This window comes from Xanthocytophaga flava (assembly GCF_030068545.1).
Classification (GTDB): Bacteria; Bacteroidota; Bacteroidia; order Cytophagales; family 172606-1; genus Xanthocytophaga; species Xanthocytophaga flava.
On record NZ_JASJOR010000006.1, the window covers coordinates 159,618 to 180,421 of the forward strand.

At 41.0% G+C, this 20,804-nt stretch carries 16 protein-coding genes; 8 read left to right on the plus strand and 8 right to left on the minus strand.

What is annotated here, in order from left to right; translation table 11 throughout:
- Positions 1-8: 8 nt before the first annotated feature.
- Together QNI15_RS11250 and QNI15_RS11255 are read left to right on the plus strand one after the other, a co-directional pair.
- On the plus strand, positions 9-857 hold the full coding sequence (locus QNI15_RS11250; RefSeq protein ID WP_314031819.1) for a hypothetical protein: 849 nt from the start codon (positions 9-11) through the stop codon (positions 855-857).
- Positions 838-2,943, plus strand: a complete 2,106-nt coding sequence (locus QNI15_RS11255; RefSeq protein WP_314031820.1) for a ComEA family DNA-binding protein — start codon at positions 838-840, stop codon at positions 2,941-2,943. Before QNI15_RS11250 ends, QNI15_RS11255 begins: the two co-directional genes overlap by 20 nt.
- A gap of 626 nt (positions 2,944-3,569) precedes the next feature.
- Here the strand turns inward: QNI15_RS11255 and QNI15_RS11260 are convergent.
- Positions 3,570-4,205 carry an NAD(P)H-dependent oxidoreductase gene (locus QNI15_RS11260; RefSeq protein ID WP_313995426.1) on the minus strand — a complete coding sequence of 212 codons (636 nt, stop codon included), beginning with the start codon at positions 4,203-4,205 and terminating at the stop codon, positions 3,570-3,572.
- 54 nt (positions 4,206-4,259) lie between these two features.
- Between QNI15_RS11260 and QNI15_RS11265 the strand changes: the two genes are divergently transcribed.
- Both QNI15_RS11265 and QNI15_RS11270 read left to right on the plus strand, forming a co-directional pair.
- The gene (locus tag QNI15_RS11265; RefSeq protein ID WP_314031822.1) at positions 4,260-4,487 is read left to right on the plus strand and encodes a hypothetical protein; all 228 of its coding nucleotides are present in this window, start codon (positions 4,260-4,262) and stop codon (positions 4,485-4,487) included.
- A 113-nt stretch (positions 4,488-4,600) separates the two neighbouring features.
- A complete protein-coding gene (locus QNI15_RS11270) occupies positions 4,601-6,241 on the plus strand; it encodes a pyruvate dehydrogenase complex dihydrolipoamide acetyltransferase (RefSeq protein ID WP_314031824.1) in 1,641 nt (546 codons plus the stop codon).
- 483 nt (positions 6,242-6,724) lie between these two features.
- On the opposite strand, the gene hslV is transcribed toward QNI15_RS11270, so the two are convergent.
- The 5 genes from hslV to QNI15_RS11295 all read right to left on the minus strand — a co-directional run bounded on the left by hslV (position 6,725) and on the right by QNI15_RS11295 (position 11,048).
- Complete coding sequence (hslV, locus tag QNI15_RS11275) at positions 6,725-7,264, minus strand: ATP-dependent protease subunit HslV (RefSeq protein ID WP_313977211.1); 540 nt, start codon at positions 7,262-7,264, stop codon at positions 6,725-6,727.
- A 206-nt stretch (positions 7,265-7,470) separates the two neighbouring features.
- A complete protein-coding gene (locus QNI15_RS11280) occupies positions 7,471-7,899 on the minus strand; it encodes a DUF5684 domain-containing protein (protein WP_314031825.1) in 429 nt (142 codons plus the stop codon).
- Positions 7,900-8,136: 237 nt separating this feature from the next.
- On the minus strand, positions 8,137-8,496 hold the full coding sequence (locus QNI15_RS11285; protein ID WP_313995432.1) for a hypothetical protein: 360 nt from the start codon (positions 8,494-8,496) through the stop codon (positions 8,137-8,139).
- A 20-nt stretch (positions 8,497-8,516) separates the two neighbouring features.
- On the minus strand, positions 8,517-9,749 hold the full coding sequence (lysA, locus tag QNI15_RS11290; protein ID WP_313995657.1) for a diaminopimelate decarboxylase: 1,233 nt from the start codon (positions 9,747-9,749) through the stop codon (positions 8,517-8,519).
- Positions 9,750-10,196: 447 nt separating this feature from the next.
- Positions 10,197-11,048, minus strand: coding sequence for an L-type lectin-domain containing protein (locus QNI15_RS11295; RefSeq protein WP_313995434.1), 852 nt, complete (start codon positions 11,046-11,048; stop codon positions 10,197-10,199).
- Positions 11,049-11,411: 363 nt separating this feature from the next.
- On the opposite strand from QNI15_RS11295, the gene QNI15_RS11300 reads away from it, so the two are divergent.
- Positions 11,412-12,284 (plus strand): NADAR family protein, encoded by an 873-nt coding sequence (locus tag QNI15_RS11300; RefSeq protein ID WP_314031826.1) that lies wholly within the window; start codon positions 11,412-11,414, stop codon positions 12,282-12,284.
- 475 nt (positions 12,285-12,759) lie between these two features.
- Here QNI15_RS11300 and QNI15_RS11305 read toward each other — a convergent pair whose 3' ends face one another.
- Positions 12,760-14,193, minus strand: a complete 1,434-nt coding sequence (locus QNI15_RS11305; protein WP_314031827.1) for a GAF domain-containing protein — start codon at positions 14,191-14,193, stop codon at positions 12,760-12,762.
- A 29-nt stretch (positions 14,194-14,222) separates the two neighbouring features.
- Entirely contained in the window at positions 14,223-14,822 is a 600-nt protein-coding gene (locus QNI15_RS11310; protein WP_313995440.1) for a DUF6436 domain-containing protein, read from the minus strand.
- Positions 14,823-15,070: 248 nt separating this feature from the next.
- On the opposite strand from QNI15_RS11310, the gene QNI15_RS11315 reads away from it, so the two are divergent.
- From QNI15_RS11315 to QNI15_RS11325, 3 genes are all read left to right on the plus strand, one after another.
- Complete coding sequence (locus tag QNI15_RS11315; RefSeq protein ID WP_314031829.1) at positions 15,071-18,406, plus strand: UvrD-helicase domain-containing protein; 3,336 nt, start codon at positions 15,071-15,073, stop codon at positions 18,404-18,406.
- Positions 18,407-18,529: 123 nt separating this feature from the next.
- Entirely contained in the window at positions 18,530-19,693 is a 1,164-nt protein-coding gene (locus tag QNI15_RS11320) for a pyridoxal phosphate-dependent aminotransferase (RefSeq protein ID WP_313995444.1), read from the plus strand.
- Positions 19,694-19,782: 89 nt separating this feature from the next.
- Positions 19,783-20,724 (plus strand): sugar phosphate isomerase/epimerase family protein, encoded by a 942-nt coding sequence (locus QNI15_RS11325; RefSeq protein WP_314031830.1) that lies wholly within the window; start codon positions 19,783-19,785, stop codon positions 20,722-20,724.
- The last annotated feature ends 80 nt before the right edge of the window (positions 20,725-20,804 follow it).

The following is a 20,804-nucleotide window of genomic DNA, read 5'->3' on the forward strand; positions in this document are numbered from 1 at the left end:
TTTTACATTTGAAAAGGTTATTATTTTTTTCTTCTCTTCTAGTAATACTTAGTATTCGTATCGTTTTTGCAAGTGGAGAGCCAAATCCGGCAGGAGCTCGTGCTTGGGGACTTGCCAATTGTGCTGTTACTTTTACAGATCCCTGGTCTGTATGGAACAATCCCGGAGGGCTTGCTTATTCAGAGTATTCTCACCTACTGGCAAACTATAACATTCGATATGGTATGTCTGGATTTCAAACAATGGCTGTCGCTTATGTGCATCCTTTATCAAAAGGTGTATTGGGTGCTACTCTTAGTCGCCTTGGTGATGAGCTGTATAATGAAACAACAGCAGGAATCTCTTATGGATATCTCTGGAAGAATATCAGTATGGGTTTACGGGTAAACTACCTCCAAACTGGAATGCAGGAGGTAGGCAAGAAACAGACTGTGTTGTTTGAAATAGGCACAGTGGTCCAGTTATTACCACAGCTTTCAGCGGGTGTCCATATATATAATGTATCCCAAAGTAAATTGGACGCCTCCACTAATGAACGTATTCCTACAATCATGAAGGCAGGTTTGGCATACAAGCCTCATACTAAGCTCATATGGACTGTAGAGTTGGAAAAGGATATAGATTTTGCGGGTACTTTTAGAACCGGGCTGGAATATGAAATTGTGAAAAATCTGCGTTTACGCACAGGTATTGCCAGCCGTCCACAACTTTATTCCTTTGGTATTGGCTTTAGCCCTAAGAAGTTACAACTGGACTATTCTTTCCAAACACATTCTACCTTAGGATTATCTCACAATCTGTCTCTCAGTATTCGTCTTCTAAAAAAGAAAACCACTGATGAATCTACTAAAAGCTAAAAGACTTATTCAGGTGCTGATAGCTGTAGTGCTTTTTTGTAGTTGGGTAGACATAGTAGAAGCACAACAGCCCGCCAGAAAAGAAATAGACCTGGATGATTTTGCTCAGCAATTATTTGCTACCCAAAAAGAAGACGCCAATTTTGATGATCTCTATGAATCTCTTTTGCAACTATATACACATCCATTGGATCTGAATCTTGCAACCCGTAATCTATTAGGCTCGCTATATATACTGTCAGAAGCTCAGATAAACTCTTTCGTTGACTATCGTAAAACCAATGGCAGATTACTTTCTATCTATGAACTGCAGGCTATACCTGGTTTTGATATACCGACTATACAAAAGCTATTACCCTTTGTAACTGTTTACGATAATGGCAATGCATCTGATACCCGTTCATTGTGGAAACGAATACTGACAGAACGTAGTAATACATTGTTGCTACGCTATGACCAGACACTGGAAAAGAAAAAAGGATTTCTACCTCCAGACACTACCCGTGATGGGTCACTAACACAGCGATATGCGGGCTCTGCTGGTCATTGGTATGCACGCTATCGCATCAACCATCCGGGCGATTTCAGTTTGGGGTTTACTTTGGAGAAAGACGCAGGTGAACAAATAGCCTGGCAACCATCACGTTATCAGTATGGAGCGGATTTTTTCTCCTGGCACTTGCTGCTGGAAAATAAACGGCGCTGGAAAAAAATTGCGATTGGTGACTATCAATTGCAGATTGGACAGGGTTTACTCCTGTCAGCAGGTTTTTCAGTTGGAAAAGGCGCTTCTACAGTTGAAACCATACGACGGAGCCAGGTCGGTATTCGTCCTTACACATCTGTTATGGAAACTGGCTTTCTGCGAGGAGGTGCTGCTACCTATGTATTAGGTAAATTTGAAGTAACAGGCTTCTATTCTCATATACATAGAGATGCAAATGTAAATGATAGTGATTCATTGACAGATAGCTATATTTCCTCTCTTTTACTTGCCGGCTATCATCGCACGCCTCATGAGTTAGCAACCAGAGCCACTGTACTAGAACAAACTTCAGGAGGGGATATTACGTATAAAAGTGCAACAGGAAGGTTTGAAATGGGAGGCACATTTATCTGTACACAGTATGAGACTCCTATACAAAAAATCCCCCGAAGATATAATCAATTCGAGTTTTCTGGAAAGAACAATACAGGCATAGGGCTACACTATAGTTATGTATGGCAAAACTTTAACCTTTTTGGAGAAGCAGCTCGTTCATCGAGTGGCGGCCTTGGAGTTGTATCAGGTATTATAGGTAGTTTATCACCTCGTTTATCCACCTCCCTACTGATCAGACAATATGATCGGAACTTCCATACGTTTTATGGAGGGGCCTTTGGCGAAAATACACGCAACATCAATGAAAGTGGTATTTACTGGGGAGTAAAATTCAACCCCACCCGACGTATTACTCTTACAGCATATTATGATAGCTACCATTTTTCCTGGCTAAAATATAGGGTTGATGCACCATCCGAAGGCTTCGATTATTTGCTTCGTCTAGCCTGGCAGCCAACTAAAAAACTCCTGTTATACACACAATATAGAGAAGAACATAAACAACGAAACGAACCTGATCAGGATTCTCCCATCAATTTTATTACAGAGACTATTCGTAAACAATACTTATTTAACATAGACTTTCAGGCTAATGACTATCTTTTTCTGCGAACTCGTGTCCAGTTCAGTTCTTTTAAACAAAGTACACTGACAACCGGATATGCTATCATGGAAGACCTTACTCTCAAACTACGTCGCTGGCAGATTAGTACACGCTTTGCCTTGTTTGATACAGAAGATTATGACAACCGGCAGTATGCCTTTGAAAAAGATGTGTTGAACAGTTTCTCTGTTCCTATGTATTATCTTCGGGGAGCAAGGTATTATCTACTCCTTAATTATGATGTGACTCCACGTTGTTCGGTATGGTTTCGGGTAGCACGAACCTCACTTGTCAATCAGGATACAATGGGGTCAGGACTTGATCAGATCAATGGACCTCAACGTACAGATATAAAAGTACAGGTGCGGTATCATTTGTAACAAAAGTCACCCCAAATGTAAGGATGAGTTTTTATTCAAGCAGATCTCTTGTATATGCATTGTTCTATGCAAAAGTTTTTCAGAGGATGAAAAGTTAGTTCTTTATTTTATGAAGAGATTGCATACTGTTCACCACATTTTTGCTTTTGAATATAACTTCGATCATTTTTTATTTTGAACGGAATTCCGATCATTTTTTTCTCTTGCGCATAGTTCACTGCAAAAACAAAATCTGATCAGAATTCACCGCAAAATTACAGATTGCATAGAAACAGGCACAAGACAGATTTTATTGTGAATTGATTGCAGGCATAAGACCCTTATCTTGTCCCATAAATTTTGCAATTTTGAAGAGTTTAGAGAAAAACACTCTTTTTATCTTATCACCCTTCCTGTCCTCCTGAAAGGAACCCGTGACAAGACCGACGGCCTGTGTAATTGGAGACTATTTATCTCTCATAAAGAGAACATGGCTCTATTTGTCAGGAGATCCTTTCAGGAGGACAGAAAGAGTGTTTTTTCTTTATTTACAAACCTCTTTTCCAGAAAAGTTATGGAATAAGACTTGTTGTAAATCTAGCCTAGCCAGAATGCAGGATGACTTCTATTACATCAATAATTTAATCTCAGGCTACAAGTTCTGTAAAAAGCTCAGCACGATCTTTCCGTACTTTTGCTGCACCTGCCAGAAAATCTTTCTCTTCATCCCGATAACCTAATGCCAGCAATACCACACTCCCAAGGTTCTTTTCTGTAAGGCCTAATAATTCATCAAGGGCAGCGGGGTTAAAACCTTCCATGGCGCAGGAGTCTACTTCTTCAACAGCAGCAGCTACCAATCCAAATCCCAAGGCAATATATGCCTGACGGGATGCCCAGTTTTTGATTATTTCTGGTGGCATAGAAAGCAATCCGTTTTTGATAGAGTCGGAAAATCCGTTCAATGAGTCGACAGGGATGTTGCGGGTACGGGCAATACGCTCCATATACGTGCTAATATCTTCTTCGCTTACAGATAATTGTGAAGCAAAAACCAGCAAGTGTGACCCTTCTTGAATCTGAGGTTGTGGACATGACTTCTCGTAAACTTTAGCTTTCAAAACCGGATCAGAAATTACTATAACCTCATACGGTTGAAGACCTGCAGAAGATGCCGATAATCGAATAGCTTCTAGTATGGCATCTATTTTTGCTTGTGGTACAGGCTGCCCATTCATTTTTTTGGCAGCATAACGCCAGTTTATTGCTTCGTTAAATTGCATTGTAGTCGATTTTAAATGGTTAGAATTGTTGCCACAAAGCTATCTGCCTTTACTATGCAAAAGATAGTAGTATCCCAAAGGTTAGTGGTAACCTTTGGGATAGTGGTTTTGCAGAATGAGGCAACAAGCCTGTATAAATGTCCATTTTCACTACCAATCGTAGATCAGAACAACAATTCTATCTTTGCCAAGTCTCTTATTAACTCAAATACATCGAATAATGAAACTAAATCCTTCAGAAACGGTTTCTTAAAACAGGAAGCATTTCAATTACCTGTGTAAAAAAAAATGCCTTTTCTGTGCTGCCTTTTGCCTATTTATAAATACACCTGTATATTTGGTGTCCTAATGAGTTCTACTGATTTTCAATTTTAATTCTTTCGTACTGAGAAAAAATGGCTGAAGCAATACGTATGCCCAAGATGAGTGACACCATGACCGAAGGTGTCATTGCTGGTTGGCTGAAAAAAGTAGGTGATACGGTCAAAACCGGCGACGTTCTGGCCGAAGTAGAAACCGACAAAGCTACTATGGAGCTGGAGTCCTACAATGAAGGTACAATCTTATATATTACCGATCAAAAAAACGTTCCTATCGATGGTATTATCGCCGTTGTAGGAAAACCGGGCGAAGATTTTAAAGCATTACTGGATGGAAAAACAGGTGGATCTGTAGCAACACCTCCTCCGGCTGCTGAACCAAAAGCAGAAGAAAGCAAGCCTGCTCCTGCACCAGTAGCTGCTACTCCAGCTGCTAATGTAAAAGCGACATTGGTTCCAATGCCTCAGATGACAGATACCATGACTGAGGGAACCATCGTAAAATGGCATAAACAAGTAGGTGACACAGTAAAATCTGGCGATTTGCTGGCAGAAATCGAGACAGACAAAGCTACGATGGATTTTGAATCTCCGGAAGCTGGTACATTGTTGTATATCGGTGCCAAAGAAGGAGATGCTGTAGCAGCCAAAGCTCCACTGGTAATCATTGGTGAAAAAGGTGCTGACTATCAGGCATTGTTAGGTGGAGGAGCTACGGCTACTGCCTCTACACCTCAGGCAGCAACAACTAGCAACAATACTGCTTCTGCAACAGAACCTGCCAAGCAGCCAACTACTTCTGTCTCTGATTCTGACGAACGTGTTAAGATATCTCCTCTGGCAAAGAAAATTGCGGAAGAAAAAGGTGTTAACATACAGCAAGTGAAAGGAAGTGGTGAGAATGGACGTATCGTAAAACGTGATGTCGAAACATTCACTCCTTCTGCACAACCAACATCTACTCCTTCTACTACCCCTGCTTCTCAGCCAGCAGCAGAAAAAGCTCCTGCTAAAGCTCCGGTAGTAACAGGTCAGGAAAGTTACGAAGATGTGCCTGTATCTCAGATGCGTAAAGTTATTGCACGTCGTCTGGCAGAAAGTATGTACAGCGCGCCTCACTTCTATCTGACTATTGAAGTGAATATGGATAAGGCAACTACTGCCCGTGAAGCTATGAACCAGTATTCACCGGTTAAGTTGTCGTTCAATGATATCGTGATCAAAGCTACTGCAATGGCATTGCGTCAGCATGCAGCGATTAATGCATCCTGGTTAGGCGACAAAATCCGTTACAACCACCATGTGAGCATTGGTATGGCTGTTGCTGTACCTGATGGACTGCTGGTGCCTGTTATCAAAAACGCAGATATCAAATCTCTTTCTCAAATCTCAGCTGATGCTAAAGAACTGGGAGGAAAAGCGAAAGATAAAAAACTGCAACCTCAGGAGATGGAAGGAAGTACCTTCTCGATTTCTAACCTGGGTATGTTTGGTATTGAAGAGTTCACTGCCATTATCAACCCTCCAAACTCTTGTATCCTGGCAGTAGGTGGAATCAAACAAACACCTGTTGTAGTGAATGGAGAAATCAAAGTTTCCGGAATTATGAAACTGACGTTGTCTTGCGACCACCGTGTTGTAGATGGTGCTTCAGGAGCAGCCTTCCTGCAAACATTGAAAGGACTTCTGGAAGATCCTATGCGTATGCTGGTATAATCAGAAACTCATTTTCTATAAAAAATAAAAGAGTCTGTTTCAGAACAGGCTCTTTTGTTTTACAAGAAATGAGTCATCTCGAATTTTGAGTAAAAGGTGTCATTGAAAAAGTAAGAAAAAAGGTTACAAAGAGAGCAAAGACGACTTAAATCGCGAATGGTCGTGTAGGTGCGTAGGGCTTCTTTTCTGCCGCGAGGTTGGCCTTTGGCCTTGCGGGTGGAAGGATCGGAGAAAAGGGTACTTTTTGGCCTACTTTTTTGGACAAGCAAAAAATGAAGAGGTCTGTGGAAGAATGATGTAAGGGATAATAAACCAATGTAGGAAAAGAAATTTCTAAAAAACCAATCAACACATGTACTCTTTTTAAAAGCATAGGTGCTGTTTTTTTTAGAACAAACTCATATCCAACATTTGGGATGACTCATGTATAACACAAAATAGCCTGTTCTGAAAACAGGCTATTTTGTGTTGTATATACGTAGCTCAAAGCTTCTCTACCACCAGATTATGATTGGTATAAATACAGATATCCGCTGCAATATGCAGGCTCTCTGTTACCATCTGTTCTGCTGTCAGTTGTGGTGCATGTTTCTTCAGAGCAATAGCCGCTGATTGAGCATACATACTTCCTGAACCAATGGCAGCAATGCCATTATCAGGTTCCAGTACATCACCTGTTCCGGAGATAATTAAGATTTCTTCGTTAGTAGCCGCAATCAGCATTGCCTCCAGACGACGCAAAAAGCGGTCTGTACGCCAGTCTTTTGCCAGTTCTATAGCAGCTCGCTTAAAATTCCCACCGTAGGCATTCAGTTTTTCTTCAAATCGCTCCAGCAATGCAAAGGCATCGGCAGTAGAACCAGCAAAGCCTGCCAATACTTTGCCATCCATGAGTTTACGAATCTTGCGGACATTGCTTTTGGCAACGGTATTTCCCATAGTAGCCTGGCCATCTGCTCCAATGGCAACCTGACCATTATGTAATACAGCAACAACGGTAGTTGCATGAATCTTTTCCATCATATATTAGTTAATCAGAATTGAGTAATGCAACAGAGTACGTTATACTCCATTGTGATACTATTGACGTTCAAGTTTAAATAATATTTGCAGAAAAGAAAAAGTTCAGATAGAGAAGGATGCAAACAAGGGAAGATGGTATCGTTCTAAAAACAAAATCCCTTTACCTGAGAAGAGTAAAGGGATTTTTGTAAAGGATTTATGCACGTTTAATTATTGCTATTGTAAAGATCTTTATTTACAGGAATAGGAACTGTGCCATAGGTACTTCTGGCAAATTGGTAATCGGGGTCTCCTGCAGGGCCAAGGTATTCAGCATCACCAAAAGCCAGCATTGGCAGGAATATAAACCCTAAAAAGAGCATACCAACAGTATAGCCTTCGTCTTTCCCAAAGCTTTTGCATAATAGATTTAACGTCCAGATCAGAATTACTATATTAACAATAGGAACAAAGAGTAATAACGTCCACCAGGCAGGTTTCCCAACTATTTCAAGCTGAACAATAAAACCATAAATAGGTACGATAGAAGCCCAGCCCGGTTTTCCAGCTTTTTCAAATAACCTCCACCAGGATACAATGGCTAGAATAATAATACCTACATAGATTAAGAATAAAACTGAAAACAGAGCAAACATACTGTAAAGCAAGATTTGTGTTACCTACTCTATTAGAACCGGGTTTTCGGTGTTCCCCATTTATTTTGTAGTAAATTTACTTCTAAAGGAGAAACTTATTATTTCAGCAGCACATCTTTCCTTACATAGGACGTTTTTACCTATTTTTTCATACTATCGACCCTATAGAACATGTTACCAGCAACATTTTCATGGTTAATGTGAATGAACCCAGAAAATGTTTTTTGAGGAAAAACCTTAAGATTGAAAATACTGCTCGACTACCTCAATTTTTCCTACAATGTGCTGGTTAAATTCTTCCAGTTCTTCAGCGGGAATCCACAATTCATCATAGCCTTTGCCTCCTACATTCTGTACAGGAAATTTTTTGAGATACGCAGCATCTACTGCAAACTGAGTGACATACCCATTGCCATAGGCAGGAACATTCCAGTCTACTGTAATCTGACGGGCATACTCCAGGTTTAGTACCGGATAAAAAATGGGCTGCTCAGGGAGCCTGGGAGGGAACTTTGTCCAGCCGGATTGCTCAATAAGATCCAACTCTTTTTGAGCAACCGGACGGTACAATATAGTAACAGATGACATCTCTGACATCACAGGTAGTTGAAAAATGATTAAAAGTCTAGTAAAATCTGATTACGAAGAATGTCTTCCATTGTCTCACGTTCACGAATCAGGCGAGCTTCTCCTTTGTAGACTAATACTTCTGCCGGACGAAAACGGGCATTGTACTGGCTACTCATGGTAAAGCCATAGGCTCCGGCATTCAATAATGCCAGCACATCATCCGCACGCACTTCATTTAGCTGACGGTCAGAGCCTAACGTATCTGTCTCACAAATATACCCTACTACGTCATAGGTTTTAAGCTCACCTTCAGGATTGGATACATTCACGATTTCATGGTAAGCATCATACATCATGGGGCGAATCAGATGGTTTAAGCCTGAATTAACCTGTACAAAGGTGATGGCTGGTGTCTGTTTTACCTGGTTAGCCTTTACAAACAATACACCACACTCACTTACCAGATATTTACCGGGTTCAAACCACATCTCCAGTTCGCGACCATAATCTTTGCAGAAATCTTTGAAGGCAGCAGAGAGTTTTTCACCTAGGTCTGGCATGTTGGTAGTTTTGTCACCCTTTTTATACCCGACTTTAAATCCACCACCAAAATCAATAAAGGCAAGGTCTGGAAACTCTTTTGCTACAGTAAAAAGTACATTAGCTCCCTGGATAAAAGCTTCCGGGTCCAGAATATCTGATCCGGTATGAATGTGCAGCCCATTGATAACAATGTTATATTTTTTAACCAGGGTATGTACATCAGGCAGTTGTGCCAATGGAATACCAAACTTTGAGTGTTCGTGTCCTACCTGAATTTTGGCATTGCCACCCGCACGAATATTGGGTTTCAGCCGGATACAACAGGGAACAGTATTTCCAAAGGTCTTTCCAAACAGTTCCAATGTAGGCAGGTTATCTACATTGATAGCTACACCCAACTCTACAGCTTCCTGTATTTCTGAGAAATCTACTCCGTTGGACGTGAAGGTAATATCCTTAGGCTTAAATCCGGCCAGTAATGCCTGCCGGGCTTCTGCTACAGATACGGCATCAATGCCAATGCCTTGTGTCTGCATCAGCTTCAACACAGAAATATTGGTCAGTGCCTTACATGCAAACTTAATCCGCAGAGGAACGGTATTGAAAGCGCTTTTAAGGTTATTGATCTGGCGAATAATCACATCCGCATCATAGACATAGAGAGGTGTTCCAAATTGCTGGCAGATATCAAGTACATTAAGTCCTTGAATCTGATACTGTTGACCGGAAAGTTGCATGTAAATTGAGAAATCCCTTGCTGCTAACAGCGTTTGTAGTTGAACAGATAAAATGAGTCTCAAAAATAGTATCTTTTTTTATCTGATTCAGCATTATTGGCAATCAAGGTTCAGGTATCTGCTTCATTATCTTACCTGCACTTAAAAAATGCCAATAGCAAATCTCCATTTTCCAGACAGTTCGGACAGATCGGACAGATCTAAAAAACATTTTATAAAAGGGGCAATACGTCAAATAACGTATCTAGCTGATTAATAAATAATTACAAAATAGGCATTACAGATATTGCCTATTCACTCTGAACATGAAAGTTAGTTTGGAAATTTCCAAATAAAACAACACGCTGTTTATCAGATACTTAAGCAACCGCAATACTCTATCCCCTTTATAAAATGTTTTTTAGATCTGTCCGATCTGTCCGAACTGTCTGGAAAACTGTGTTTCCACTAACGCAATAAAGGTACCTGGTCTAATCTGGGTGTTTGTACAGATGTGACCTCAGATATAGCGGCCTGGTTATGATCCATTTTGGGGGCAGTTTGGAGTGTCAGGTTTGGAATGGCGGGTTTCACAGGTTTTACTGCCCTGGAAGGAATCTTATAGACAGCAATTTGCTTCAGACAGAAGTATTGCAGGTTACTGGCCCGGCCTGTAGAAGCTGTAAAGCCCCATATCACCTGAGTAGCCCCTTTAAACACTTCGTGAATCAGGTCCTTCTTGCCGGAATAAACTATATGTCCATCCAGAAAAACAGTGATCAGCTGTTTTTCTGGATTCCACCGAAACCTGAAGTCATGGAGTTTGCCATCTTCCAGGTTATAATTATCCATATTGTTGTTCCAGTACTGGGTATGAAAGTTGGTACCATTTTCCAGATAGGCGGCATGATCACAGTAAGGGTCGTTCTGGCGGGCATTGTAATAAGTATCAAACTCCACAGCGACAGAAGGAGAAATATAATTACCAGCCACATAGTCTTTGCTCCAGCGACCATATCCCATACACTCGCCCCAGGTCCCAAAGGCCTGATATTGATTGGGGTCATTGTGTACCACAAAGGTAATTCCGTCAGCTCCTTCTTCTTTTGTACCCAGATAAATATCGAACTGAATCTCAAAGTAGGTATTCAGATTCAACTTTTGTGTACTGTATGCGAGTCCTTCTGAATACGGAACATCCGGAGTAAGTTGTATGCAGCCTCCATCCATTGGAGCCGCATCGCCCATAAGCTTAAATGGCGATTGTGCAGAGCCTACCGCCACTACCATACCTGCCAAAAGGAGTAAAGGTACACGCATAGTGGTACAAAATTAGGTTGGTAAATCTGTAAGGGAAAGGCGGCTCGCTGAATGTATAGGAAAGATACAAAACCAAGTGGTAAAAACAGCAAGTATTCCAGTATTTTTCAGATGAAAAAATAGAATATAACCTATAGTACTGACTACTCTCTCCTGAACAATAACACAACAAAAGCCTTTTTAATTTTATGCTATAGTACTGACTATGAAACAAATGTCGCTTCTCATATTAGATTTGCAGTCTTTTATCTGTTATTGAACAAAACCTAACCTGCTCAAACTACGTTTTCCCATTCAAAAATTAAGTGCATTTGAAAAACTCTATACAATACTAAAATTCACTGTCTATAAACTAAACCACCTATGAATCCATCTTTTACACTAGATAGTCCTATGCCTCCTGTATGGATTATGTATCCTCATATCTCACAATACAGCATTGGCTGGCGAATGGGTTATGGAGAAGGATATAAATTTAAGTTGGGGGATTGGAAGGAAACCTTATCAGAAGAGCAACAACGACAGTATGAAGAGTTATTTCCTCATCCGGTATTCTGGAGGGAATATTACAACCCTGACTATGACTTTGAAGACATTGAGGATTTTGAATGTGGGACTGTACAATTATGGCACAAAAATGGTGAGATGCAGTATTCAAGAGAAAAACTGACCGAGCAGGCCAAATCATCTCCACTTTCCTACCTGTTCTTCTGGAAGCCTAATCCTGATGCACTGGGTAAGTTTTGTCTGGGACAGTGGCAACCATCTTACTTTGAAGTTGATACAGACGAGTACTCCTGTGCGGAACAATATATGATGGCCGAAAAAGCCAGACTTTTTGAGGATACGGAAACAGAGAGCAGGATTATGCAATCAACAGACCCAAAGGAAATGAAAGCCTTTGGACAGAAAGTAAAAAACTTTGATCAAAGCATCTGGGACAAAGCCAAATATTCCATTGTCCTCAATGGCAACTATTACAAGTTTGCCCAAAACAAAGATATGCGTGACTTTCTGTTATCTACAGGCAATCAGATTCTGGTAGAGGCTAGTCCACTGGATACAATCTGGGGTATTGGCCTGGCTGAAGACAATGCAAAGGCACTGGACCCGACTACCTGGCAGGGCAGTAATCTCCTGGGATTTGCCCTGATGGAAGTTAGAGATGAATTGCGGAAGGTTTATAAAAACTACCATATCATTGACTGGACCAAACTGAAAGAGTACACAGTTTGATAGAGCCAAGAAAAAGACTTGGAAAGCTTTTAAACTTCTTATAGTACGCTCCCCTATCCCTACTTCGATTTTCTTTTTCTATTATACTTAATCTAAAGCCTAAAGGAGAACAGGTGGACTGCAAATGACCAACAACCTTAAATACAACCCTTCTTGCCTAATGTGCCTAGAACTATGCTCATTACAAATTTTGAGTTTAGTTCTAGGCATACAATAAAATAAGGAGGCAGTCTCTATTGCTATTCTCAAAAAAGTTTTTGCCTAGAGTTTACCGCAAATTTTTTGTTTGATTGAAATTCATCACAAAAAATTGTCTGCGTTGAATACCGATCAACAATCTCATCTACATAAAACTATGCACACTAACTTTATATCAGGATATTGGAAATAAAATAGTCAGGATATAATCAGATAGGTAATTATATCCCTCTATCCAATAAAACCCTGACTGCTATAAAATCAACTAAGAGAAGTTTTACACTTTCAACTGCCCCTCCAGTTCCTTAATCCTGTTTTGCAGACGTGTAACCTCTTCTATACGCATCTCTTCCATCTCAGCCTGACGACGTTCCATCTCTTCCTGAGTAGCAGCCAGTTCTTCCATATTCTGGCGCATTTCCTCTTCCTGGCTGCGCAACATTTCAGTTTGTTGCTTTAATTCTTCCAATAGCTTTTTTGTATTCTCATTTGTTCGGGTGGCCGAAACGGCAGAGGCAATACTTTCTGCCAGTTTTTCTACCAGTTCTATCTCATGCTTTTCAAATACATTAAAAGACGCCAATTCCAGTGCACCCTCTACTTCATCATTGAGTTTAAGTGGTACTATCAATATACAGCCAGGATTAGCTTTACCCAAGCCAGAAGTTATATGAACATAATCATTGGGAATATCGGTAAGAAAGATGGTATCTTTTTCCAGAACTACCTGACCTATCAATCCTTCTCCTATCTCTATTCGTTTTTTCAAATATTTTTTGCGATCATAGGCATAACAGGCAGTCAGTTCCAGATAAGGATCAGACTCTTTGTCCTGAAGAATAAAAATTCCGCCCTGATTAGCTTTCAGATATTTGACCATATGCGAAATGATTTCATACGAAAGTGACTGAATATCCGAACTATTACGCAGAATCTCTCCCATCTGAGCTAGTCCCAACGTCATAAACTTGTCCTGCATATCTTTCTTCTGGGCTATAGTTAGACTTGCCTGCATTTTCAGCAACGACTTACCCAGCTCGTCTTTGTCATCCATAATAGTATAGATGGCAGCGAGATTTCCCTGACTGATCGCATCTGCAAACTCTATATTGTGTCGGATGTTGTTTACCTGCTGCAATACACCTGCCTTGATAAACATTTCTCTCTTGGTCTTTCGCTCCAGGATATACGCCCAGTACCCACAAATCAATACCACTACTGCTGCCAGAGCTCCATGGAACAGAAACGTCTCCAGATCCATATAGGTCTGCTGAGTAAAATAGATCTCTGCATTTCCTTTATATTGCAGGTAAGCAAAGATGCCATGATGGATAACCACCACAATGATATTGGGTAGTTGTAACCGCCAGTTCTGATAGGCAATGAGCAAAGTAGCTCCTATAAAAACAAAGAAGTGCATCTCAAACATACCATGCATCTGGTAAATAAACTGGGCAGAAAACAAGGCCACAATCACACTTCCTATATACTGATAAAAAGAAGACTTAGGTAACAGGAACTTGGTTCCATAGTACATGGCAAGACATAAACCACCCACTCCAAATGCAATTTTGAAAGTCCCATACTGAAAGGCAATGATACAGCCAAACAAAAAATAACAGGCAAAGGCAATGTTGTTAACACGGTCTCCGGTTTTGTTAATCTTTACGTAGGCATCTTCCAACAGATACTCTTCGTATTTCTCATCCATAGCTTGTGTTGATTATATGTAGTTTCACACTAATTTCGTTCTGGTAGCTGACATCCATATGAACGGGTAGCCAGTGTATCAAAATAAGGTGGTGGATTATGCGAAATCACTTGTTCAATAGCCATCTGGGCATAACTGGTCTGTCTCTGTGTACAGTAACGAGCCCGATTGTAATTTCCCCGATAATAAAGCTGGCTTTGTTCGTCAATTACTACAGCCTGTGGCGTGGAGTATACTCCGCACTTCTTCGCCAGTGACTGATTCTCATCTGTAACTATTCCTACATTTGTATCTTTCAACAACTCTTTTGCAGACTCTAAATCCCCTTCCTGAGATACTACAGCATAGAACTCCATTTTACCCCCATAATTTCTGGTCAGTGTAATAAAATGCTGTATATTAAATCGAGAACAAGGACATTCAGGGTTAAAGAAATGAATCAGTACAGGTTTTTTGTTCTTTATCCGAATTTCTTCAGGTAATGATATATAGGTACCTATTTCTATGCTTCTATACCCTTTGGGAACAGGTGTAGGCAGCTGATACTGTAATTCCTGTTGCCAGAACAGGAAAGCAATACCTGAGATTGCTGCTGAAGTCAACAATATAGCCAGCACCTTGTTTAGCATATATAGAAAAGTAAAGCGTATCTCAAATTTACAGGAGAACTTATAAATTCAGAAACTCCCTGAGACACAACTGTGTTTACCACAGGTAGGAAAACCTTGCAGCAGATAGATGCAAAATGTCTATTTAAGGTAATGCAAGGTTTTCTTACCTTTACATTTAAATTCTTTCCTGTCTATCATCATCACACAGAGTAGGATAAAAACCTCTTTAAGGCAACAGTGCTTGATTGTCAGTTAGTAACAGAAATATGGAGAAGCCGTTTAAAGTATATACATCTTCAGCAGGTTCGGGAAAAACGTATACGCTAACCAAAGAATACCTGAAGCTCGCCTTAAAAAGTGATGACCCGTTTTATTTCAGGCATATTCTGGCGATTACCTTTACCAATGATGCGGCCAATGAAATGAAAGAACGGATTCTGGGTGCCTTGCGTGGATTTGCAGATCCGGATTCCTTACCCGAAAATAAACGCCCTGGTAATCAGCAGTTGCTGGATATTATTGTACAGGAACTGAATCAGATTGATCGTGTAGAGCCTCTCACTGAACAAATACTTCGCCGACGTGCCGGACGGGCATTTTCCCACATTCTTCACGATTATTCTGACTTTGCAGTCAGTACCATCGACAGTTTTGTAAACCGTCTGGTAGGTGCGTTTACTGAAGAGCTGGATATTCCCTTTAACTATGAAGTTTCGATGGAAGGCGTTGAACTGGTATCCAATGCCGTCGACCGCCTCCTTAATCGGATTGGTCACGACGAGGAAAAGATATTGTCTGAAATGCTGGAAGCCTATGCACTGGAGATTACCGACGAAGGAAAAAGCTGGAATGGATTACCTGATAATCTGGCAGAATTTGGAGCCCAGTTGCTTAGTGAAAAAGTAACAGAGGCCATGGATCGAATCAAACATCTCACGATGGATGATTTCAAAACAACACGGGCAATTATTGAACAACGCAAAGAAGAGCTTAAAACCAAAATAGCCGAATCGGCTCAAATGTCTCTTGATACCATGCAGACGTATGGTTTGGATAGTAAATACTTTCAGCAGGGTCAACGAGGTATCTGGGGTTATTTCGATAAAAATGCGAATAATGTAGAGCGGGAACTGGATAAGGAAGTATCTCCTACTCTTCAGGAACTTTTTTATGCAGACGAATGGGCTAGTAAAACCACGAAGGAAGAAAAACGTAGAGCCATAGCAGAACTACAACCCACACTATTTAGTGTGTTCGAAAATATTGAAAAAATGAAAGGAGACTGGCTGCTCCTTGAAAACATACTGCAACACTATTATAAATTGTCTGTTATTCATGAGATCAGCCACGAGCTACGTCTGATTAAATCAGATAAAAATCAGGTACTGATTTCTGATTTCAACCAGGCACTGGTAAATATAATCCTGAAAGAGCCTGTACCATTTATTTATGAACGGCTAGGCGAGAAATACAACCACATTCTGATTGATGAATTTCAGGATACATCTGTACTACAATGGAATAACTTGCTACCCCTATTGGAAAACGGTTTGGCGAAAGGACATTTCAGTCTGATTGTAGGAGATGCCAAACAAGCCATCTACCGCTGGCGGGGTGGTGATATGGAACAGATTGTACACCTGTCTAACAAGCGCTTTGACGTTTTGTTAAGCCGCCATCAGGAGCCAGACCTGCTGGGAGTTCGCTATGAGACTATTAATTATACTCTAGCCAAAGAACGACTCAATACAAACTTTCGCAGTACCCGTGAAATTATAGAGTTTAACAACGATATATTCCGGACACTGGCGGATATGTATGGTGCAGACCGCCAGTTGCTGGCTGAGGTGTATGACGAATTTGCGTCTCAGGAAGTTCCAGCAACAGCCAAAACAGGTGGTCATATCGAGATTCAGTTTATTGATTCAGCGAAAGAAGACGATGACACAGCAGAAGATGGCCTTTCTGCCTATGAGAGACGTACCCTTGAAGCTGTTTTACGCAATGTACAAGACGTACTGGAAGCAGGATATACTCACCGGGACATTGCAGTCTTATGTCGTCAGAACAAATATGCCCGTCTGATTGCCAATTTCCTCAAAGATCGTGGTGTAGATATTATCTCACAGGACTCTTTATTGCTTCAGTCCTCACCTGCCATCTCTTTGCTGATTTCCTTTCTTAAAATATTACATTTGCCAGACGACACGTTGGCTCGATATGAGGCTTTACACCTTTTTTATCAGCATATCCTTCAACAGATGCCTCAGCTTACTCCCAACGAGTGGGAAGCGATGCGCAAAGGCTCTTCTCTCAAGCCGTTATTCTCCCATCTGGAAGGAAAAGAATATTTTCTGAATCCTTTCCGGCTTCAGCAAATGGGGTTGTATGAACTCGGGGCGACACTGGTACAAACCTTCCGGCTGGCCGAACTGAACGGACAAACACCCTACATTTATCGTTTTCTGGATGTATTGCTCGATTTTTCTGTCAAGCAGAGTAATCACCTAGGTGAGTTTATGGACTTTTGGGAACGGAAAAAGGAGGTATTGTATATTAATACGCCCAAAGACAAAGATGCAGTGACGGTTACCTCTGTCCACAAATCCAAAGGTCTGGAATATCCGATAGTGCTTGTTCCTTTTGCAGATTGGGACATGTTTCCCAGACCCGGAGAGATATGGTGGATGAGCCTGGATACAAACCGATTATCCTATGAATCCCCTTATCTCAAAGACATTTCATTGCGGTCTACTCCTATCACACCTAAAAAGGAACTAACACGGACTCCCTTGCGGAAACAATACGAAGAAGATACGGAGAAGCTATTCATTGAGAATATGAATCTGTTGTATGTGGCTCTCACACGACCTACAGACCGGCTTTATTTGTTGGGCAAAGAGTTTGACTTCTCCAAACGAACAGACCGCATCAATGTAAGTATGTTGTTACACGATTATCTGGACCAGAAGGAGTTATGGGAGCCTCACCGTCCGCACTATATTTTACGGGAAGGAACCCTAAAACCCACTCCTAAGGAGGTTGCACAGGAGAATGAAGTATTTCTGGTATCCAACGACCCAGTGGCAGATTGGCACAAGAAAGCCAGGCTTCGCCGTATGGCCTCCCGAATGTTTGATACAGAAACTTTTGAAAAAGAAAGAGATCATGCTCAAAAGTTATGTGAAGCCTTGCGTCATCTTGAGAGCGATGCACAAATTGAGCTTTGTCTGGATAAATTTGAAAGTGAAGGCAGTATCAGCGAAAGTGAACGAAATTCCTTTCGAAGAAATCTCGAGGAAATTATTAGTCAATCGGCTTTGCGACCTCACTTCTCTCCCAAGGCTGAGGTAAAGCCTGTGAAAGATATTCTTTCCAGACATACACTCAATCTGATTCCTCCGGACCGTGTCATTGTCAATGGGAGTGCCGTTACCATTATGAGTTATATATCGGGTGATTCTCAGGAGGACGCTGAAAAATTATTGAACCGATACGCTAAAGCATTAAGACAAATGGGCTATCAGGAAGTCGAAAAACTCATTGTCAATACCCAGACGCTGGAAGTAACAACCTTCACTACAGCTGTAGGAAGTATGTAAACTACTTTAAGAGGTTATCTAAAAGATCGTTCGAATATTCAAGGTAAAAAAACAAGGGTTTCCTTCGAAATCCTACTATTTTTACCGCGAAAATTCATATCACACTTCGTAAATTATACACTAATGCATATTCAGCCCGCCAGCCGGATGAATCTGGTACAGGAATACTACTTCTCTACCAAGTTAAAAGAAATTGCAGCCATGCAAAGTCGTGGCATACAAGTTATCAATCTGGGTATTGGCAGTCCGGATCTACCGCCCTCTCCTGAAACAATCACTACTTTAGGAGAAGCAGCTCAGAATCCAAAGAATCATGCGTATCAGAGTTATATTGGGTCCCCTGTATTACGGGAAGCTTTCGCCAACTGGTATCATACCTGGTATGGTGTAACCTTAAATCCCGCCAATGAAATTTTACCTCTTCTAGGTTCCAAAGAAGGTATTATGCATATTGCTATGACCTATCTGGAAGCAGGAGATCAGGTGTTAGTCCCCAATCCAGGTTATCCAACCTACCGTTCAGCCTCCTTACTGACAGGTGCAACCATAGTAGACTATACCCTATCCGAAGAAAATGACTGGCTGCCTGATTTTGAAGAAATGGAAAAACAGGATCTGAGCCGGGTAAAGCTTATGTGGGTCAACTACCCCCATATGCCAACAGGTGCACAGGCTAATGTGGAGTTCTTTGAGAAACTAATAGCCTTTGGAAAGAAACATAATATTCTGATTGTTAATGACAATCCTTATAGTTTTATTCTAAATGACAAGCCTCTGAGCATTCTGTCAGTAGAGGGAGCCAAAGATATAGCACTGGAATTAAACTCGCTAAGCAAATCCCACAATATGGCTGGCTGGCGAATAGGCATGCTGGGAGGCAATCCAAACTTTATCGCAGATGTGCTCCGCTTCAAAAGCAATATGGACTCTGGTATGTTTTTACCAGCCCAGTTGGCTGCTGCCAAAGCCCTGCACAATCCTCCGGAATGGTATGAGAAAGTAAACACTATCTATCGAGAAAGGCAGCAAAAGGTATTTGAACTTCTATGGCGCCTGGGGTGCGATTTCTCAGAAAATCAACAAGGTATGTTTGTGTGGGCCAAAATTCCGTCCATCTACAAAGATGGGTATACCTTATCTGATGAAATATTGCAGAAAGCCCATGTATTTATTACTCCTGGTGGTATATTCGGATCACAAGGCAATAATTATATTCGTGCGTCCCTTTGCAGTGATGTATCTGTTTTTGAAGAGTCTATTGAGCGGGTAACTCTGGCATTGCAATAAACAATATATACAGGAATCTTTGTAGTTACTTATAAAGATTCCATATTTACCTGAGTACGAATGTTGTCAGTATATCGTATCCTGAATATATGAATCGACGCCATTTTCTCCAGGCCACACTGGCCACCAGTACTTTGTTAACGACTGCTTCTGTATGGGCAGAACCCAAGGCAAAGATACAGATCTGTGTATTCTCCAAACAATTACAGTGGGCAGATAGCTATCAGCATATGGCTGAGATAGCTGCCGAAATTGGCTTTGATGGTATAGATCTGACCGTTCGTCCGGGTGGGCATGTTTTGCCGGAACGGGTAACAGACGATTTACCTAAAGCCCATGAAGCTATCCGAAAGGCAGGCTTAGCACTGCCAATGATTGTTACCCATCTTACCAAGGCAGATAGTGAAGCAGAAAATATTCTCAAAACAGCAGCCTCACTGGGAGTTCGTTACTATCGTACAGGCAATTATTACTATAAACCACAGACTGACATACTCTCACAACTCAAACAATTCAACATATCATTAAAGGAACTCTCCCTTCTGAGTCAAAAATACAAAATAGCAGGCTGTTATCAGAATCATGCCAGTATACCTCCAACTTTTTATGTAGGTGCTGCCATCTGGGATCTAAAAGAACTACTGACTGGAATAAATCCTGACTGGATGGGAGTCCAGTATGATATCAATCACGCTACAGCAGAAGGAGGTGATAACTGGCCTATCAATCTGCAATTGATAGCGCCCTACGTTCGAACGTTTGATATCAAGGATTTCTATTGGGACAGAAAAGAAGGCAAACGATTTAAACACCATTGTGCCTTAGGCGAAGGAACTGTAGATTTTAAGACTTATCTCCCTCTAGCCAAAAAATATCAGTTTACAGGTCCTGTTTCCATGCATTTTGAACAATCATTGGGAGGTGCTGAAAATGGCAATCGTACTCTCACGATAGATAAAAAGGAAGTCATTGCAGCTATGAAAAAAGATCTGCATACCTTACGTACCTGGCTCTCTGACAACGGGTTTTGAGTAAACAGACAAATCAAAACTATACTTCCTATACATCTCTTCCAACGTTCTTCTTCGCAAGATAAAGTAGTAACTCAGTC